The organism is Mesorhizobium sp. PL10, assembly GCF_053714315.1.
In genome coordinates, this window is sequence record NZ_JBSKBR010000215.1 from 1 (window position 1) to 385 (window position 385).

The 385-nt window shown below is 55.6% G+C and carries 1 protein-coding gene; it reads right to left on the minus strand.

From position 1 onward, the window contains the following. The coding region (locus ACWGTO_RS33915; protein ID WP_454579009.1) for a transposase at window positions 1–296 on the minus strand (296 nt) is incomplete at its 3' end. Window positions 297–385 lie beyond the last annotated feature (89 nt).

A 385-nucleotide genomic window follows, 5' to 3' on the forward strand; every position in this document is an offset into this window, starting at 1 on the left:
ATTTCAACGTCTTTGCATCTCGACCGAGCACCGCTCCTGTTGGAACCGTCACTCACCCTCTCCGACGCTCCGATAAGCGAGACCGGGATGAACGATGGGGTCTGTGGAGGTTTCAATTCGGGTGGCGAGAACTTCTTTCGCCAGGCGTATATCTGTTGCGGAAGAACGTCGTGCCGGCGCGCTACATCCGAAACGCTGCCTTCCGCGCTGAACGCTTCTTGCAAGATCGAAAGCTTCAGTTCCGTCGACCATCGACGTTGTCGCTCGGCACCCGTCAGGATCTCAACCTTGGCCATTCATACCCTGTTACGTCACAAATGAATCATCTGTGTCGTAACTTGCGCCAATCCCGCACCTAACCAAAATCCGCTCACCGGACGCTCAC